Origin of the sequence: Vibrio sp. OY15, assembly GCF_000742455.1 — a bacterium.
In the GTDB taxonomy this organism is placed as follows: domain Bacteria; phylum Pseudomonadota; class Gammaproteobacteria; order Enterobacterales; family Vibrionaceae; genus Vibrio; species Vibrio alginolyticus.
Genome location: NZ_JPIL01000043.1, coordinates 1 through 4,868, shown reverse-complemented (window position 1 = coordinate 4,868; position 4,868 = coordinate 1). Strand labels below are relative to the sequence as shown.

Annotated in this window: 3 protein-coding genes; 1 reads left to right on the top strand and 2 read right to left on the bottom strand. The window is 44.3% G+C overall.

Annotated elements, in window-relative coordinates; all coding sequences use genetic code 11:
* Window positions 1–421: 421 nt before the first annotated feature.
* Window positions 422–631, top strand: coding sequence for a hypothetical protein (locus tag IJ23_RS23680; RefSeq protein ID WP_033907513.1), 210 nt, complete (start codon window positions 422–424; stop codon window positions 629–631).
* A 145-nt stretch (window positions 632–776) separates the two neighbouring features.
* Here IJ23_RS23680 and IJ23_RS23675 read toward each other — a convergent pair whose 3' ends face one another.
* Together IJ23_RS23675 and cadB are read right to left on the bottom strand one after the other, a co-directional pair.
* Complete coding sequence (locus IJ23_RS23675) at window positions 777–2,912, bottom strand: lysine decarboxylase CadA (protein ID WP_033907512.1); 2,136 nt, start codon at window positions 2,910–2,912, stop codon at window positions 777–779.
* Between the two features lie 117 nt (window positions 2,913–3,029).
* A complete protein-coding gene (gene cadB / locus IJ23_RS23670) occupies window positions 3,030–4,373 on the bottom strand; it encodes a cadaverine/lysine antiporter (RefSeq protein WP_005434864.1) in 1,344 nt (447 codons plus the stop codon).
* Window positions 4,374–4,868 lie beyond the last annotated feature (495 nt).

Genomic DNA, 4,868 nt, shown 5'->3' with positions numbered 1-4,868 from the left:
ATGTTTGAATTGACTGTGCTGAGTCTTTCGACTCAATGGTCACTTCGTTTCATTGAAACCTAATTTGATACCTAGGTATCAAATTGGATTATCATCAACGAGTGCCCACACAGATTGATAGGTTCTTATTTTTAAAGAGCTTTTCTAACATTTTCAGCAACTTAGTTGCTCGTCGTTAGGGGTGCGTATCTTACTTCACACCGTGAGAGAGTCAAGCATTTTTTTCAAATTCTTTTTTCTCTCTTCCCGACTCGCTGTGTGACTTTCGTCTCACTCCGTGTCGGTGGATGCGCAGTATAGGGGGTTGAGAAATTAGCACAAGCGTTTTTTGCAAAAAAACCTTCAACCGCACAAATAACGAGCATTCTGCATAGATACTCAACGATCTTGTCTAATATTTCGGGTTGCAGAGGATCTTTTCATGATGAAACACCTGACTTCTGCATTAAAAGATCGCCGGTTTCTTTGTGATTTCGTTGCTGATCTTATCTCTCTTGGTTCTTTTTTCTCTTTCTATCTATATAAAGATGAAAAAAAAGAGCAGAACGATGACGAACTGCTCTTTTGGTCTTTGCTTTTTATTTGGGGTACTTCAGGTGAAGTCTTGGAAAAGTGTTTCTTCTATATATAGAAGAAAAGATCAGAGCATCCTTGCCCTTCTCTTTACGACAGATTAGTTAGGGGGATATCTAAATGTCGTTATTGTTCGATGACGCATTGAGCTCGTAAGAGTGGAGCATGCTTGCATTCCCAATGGCGTCATCTTCGAGAGGAACTTAGTTCTTCAATACTTTTACGGTGTAGCTACCATCTTTTTGTTGGTATAGACCGTGAATGTCGGTTTCGAAACCTGGGTAATGCGCACCGATCTCACAAAGCATCTCTAGGAAGTCCAGCACAGGGCGAGACTCTTGAGTCACCATTTCACCAGGAAGTACTAGTGGCACACCTGGAGGGTAAGGAAGGATCATGTTCGCACTTACGCGGCCAACCATTTCTTCCAGTTTGATTTCTTCGATGTTGCCACGAAGCTCTTCTTGCCATGCTGCGTGTGGTGTTACTTTCATTTCTGGAAGTACATCGAACGCTTTGTACATTAGCTCTGGTAGGTTGTATTTCTTAGTTAGGTCATGGATTGCTTGTGCTAGTTCTTGAACGCGCATGCCTTCATAGAAGCTTGGGTCTTCGTTGTATAGCGAAGGTAGGAAGCTCTTGATGGTTAGGTTCAAGTCGTAGCCACGTTTAAATTCAGTTAGGCCGCGTAGCAATTGCATTGCTTTTGATTTGTCGATACCGATTGAGAATAGGAACAACAAGTTGTATGGACCTGTTTTCTCTACCACGATGCCGCGCTCGTCTAGGAATTTAGCCACCAGCGAAGCAGGAATACCTGATTCTTCTAGTTCGCCTTCTTTATTCATCCCCGGAGTCAGTAGCGTTACTTTGATTGGATCAAGATACATGTGGTTGTCATCCATGTTCTTGAAGCCGTGCCATGTGTCGCTAGGGTCTAGTTTCCAACATTCCGTGGTATCGATGTTTTCTGGTTGCCACACATCTAAGAACCAGCTGTCGCTTTCTGCTTCTAGACGTTTGATCTCTTTACGGAAGCGGATTGCGCGATCGATAGAGTCTTGCATCAACTTCTTACCAGTGTTGCCGCGCATCATTGCCGCTGCAGTTTCAGTAGAAGCAACAATGCCGTACTGAGGTGAAGTTGAAGTGTGCATCATGAATGCTTCGTTGAAAGATTCTTTATCAAAGTCACCTTTCACGTGAATCATTGAAGCTTGTGAGAACGCTGCCAACAGTTTGTGTGTTGATTGTGTTTCGTAGAACACTTTGCCTGGCATCGCTTCACCACTCATACCACATTTACCTTCGTAAATTGGGTTGAAGTTAGTGTAAGGCACCCAAGCACTGTCGAAGTGGATGTGTTTACAATCTAGCGACTCTTTGATGAATTGCGTGTTGTACAACAGACCATCGTAAGTTGAGTTAGTCACTACTGCGTAAGTTGGTGCTGTTGCACCTGGTGTTTTCGCCACTTTCTCTGCGATTACATCGCGGCTGAATTCGCTTTGTGGGATACCACCAAGGATGCCGTATGCGTTACGAGTTGGACGGAAGTAGATTGGTGTCACGTCGCTCATCATCATTAGGTGAGTCAGAGATTTGTGACAGTTACGGTCAATCAGTACTGTGCTGCCCGCAGGTGCTGAGTACATACCAACGATTTTGTTCGATGTAGACGTACCGTTAGTTACGATGTACGAGCTGTCTGCATTGAATGTGCGTGCGATGTATTCTTCTGCATCTTTATGTGGACCTGAGTGGTCTAGTAGAGAACCTAGCTCAGGCATTGAGATTGATACGTCCGCTTTGAATGTGTTTGGACCGTAAAAATCGTAGAAGATGCTACCAGCAGGGCTTTTCTGGAATGCAGTACCGCCCATGTGACCTGGAGTACAGAAGGTGTATTTACCTTCTTCTACGTATTTGAATAGCGCTTTAGTGAATGGAGGCATGATGGCATCTTTGTATGCCTCAGTCGCTTGGTTGATTTTGATAGCGATGTCGTCAGCCATACCTAAAGCGTACTCGAAGAAGCTCACGTTTAGACGTAGGTCTGTTAGTGAAATGTCTAGAGTAGATTGTTCGTTAGCAAATGCGTGAACAGGCAGTTTTTCGTTGATTTGGCTGATACGTTCACATAGCTCAAGTGAGTATTTATCCCAGTCGAACAGCACACCGCAAATGCGTGGGTTCATCTCAATCATTTTGATCAAGTCTTTATCATCTACTGGGTAAACCACTTCGTAGCCCGCTTTCTCAAGAGCAGCGTGAAGTTGACGAACTGGCTCTTCTTTAAAGAACACACCCATGTGGTTCAAGATAGCGAATATATTCATTTGGACATCTCCAAGGCGAATGAGGGCGCTCTTTGCCATTTACAGGCAATGAGTAAGGTGAGCGCCGCGTGAATTTGGGTTTTATGGGCTGACACCGTAGTGCCAGCGTTTTGGGGATTAGTTGCTTGCTTGGGCAGGCATGTCGTCAGCGTGCATTTTCACGTACTGAGCAAGACCTGCTTTTTTGCTGTAGAACATCAAGATAACTAGAGACACGATGAAGGTTGCTGTTAGCGTACCGCCCTCTGCACCTGCTAGTGCGATGAAGCAGAACAGACAAGCCACACCAGAGAACAGCATTACGAAGCCGTTGCGTGTTGTCATACCTTCGAAGCGAATCAAGTTTATGCTTGAGTAGAAGTAAGGCAGCATAGTTAGTAGAACTGCGTCAGTTGTTAGCTGGTTGAACAGGTCTGATGCGTGTGCTGTTTTAGAGCTGAAGAACATCAGTACAACCATTAGTGCAGTCATCTTGATTGACGCAAGGATTAGACCTTTCTTAGGCACACCGTTTTTATCAGTTTCACCGTAGATTTTAGGGAAGTTGCCGTCGTTTGCTGCACGTTTACCCGCTTCACCTACTAGCATCATCCAAGAACCTAGCGAAGTGAAACATGCTAGCGCTGTGAATGCTGATACGAATGGTGCTGTCCAGCTACCGAATAGCTCAGTGGTTGCTAGTGCAAATGGTGCACCTGATGCCGCAACTTCTGACGCTGGGAACATACCGCTGATCATTTGAGTTGATAGGATGTAAATCACACCTGCGATACCAGTACCCAACATAGTTGCTAGTGGTACAGTACGTTTAGGGTTTTCTACCATACCAGTCGATACCGCTGCTGATTCCACACCTACGAATGACCATAGACAGATAAGAACCGCTGTTACTACCGCGTGGCTGTCAGTACCTGCTGATACGTTCCAGTTTTGGCTGTAAAGCGCAGTATCGAAGTGCGTCCAACCAAATGCAGCTGTACCAACAACTGGGATAAGGATAAGAACTAGACCAAGCGTACATAGACGGCTTACCCAGCTACCACCAAGTAGGTTGACGAAAGTGAAGATCCATACCGATGCAATCGTCGCAATACCTGCTGGGATTGGGTTATTAAGCACAGGGAAGAATACTGAAAGGTAAGAAACACCTGTAATGGCAATAGCCAGGTTACCAATCCAGTTCGCGTGGTAATAAAGAACGCCCGTTTGGAAACCAAATACCGGAGACACTTCGCCAGCATAAGCGATTGGACCACCTTCTTGTGGGTTTTTGGTTGCCAGACGAGCGTAAACAAACGCCAGACTCAGTGCACCGACCAAACAGATCAGCCAACTGAAGATTGAAACAGAGCCTACAGAGGCAAGACTAGAAGGTAATAGTGCGATACCACTACCCATCATGTTACCGGCTACGACACCCGTACAGGCAATAAGGCCGATTTTTTTCGCATTCGATGACATAACATCTCCAAATCTATTCTACTCGAGTCAACATGACTCAAACTGAATGGTTATTAGCGAGATGCTATGAGGAAGAACCTGCTCGACCTCGCTAAATTTCGAAGTGAAGACTACGCCCAAAAACTGAGAAAAAAATAAACTTGGGGTTATCAATAAAATGATTAGTTCATCAACATCAAGTTGAGATAAACATGATAAACACAAAAACATAAAACTATATTATTCATACAGTTACAATAAAAACATCAAACCTTCTACCGATAGATAAACTCTCATCAACTCGTTGGTCATCGCGATAAAAGTTATCAACCTCTATCAACTTCCCCATCCCGAAGGGTTAATTCCCTGAAGTGTTGATTCCATAAATCTCTCCCTGATCGCGCTTCTTGACCCAAGTCAATATTCATCTCGCATGCAAGAAGGCACCAAAATCATTCTCGCCACATAACTAATCCAGACACTTCATACAATCAATAGAGATAGAGATAGAGATAG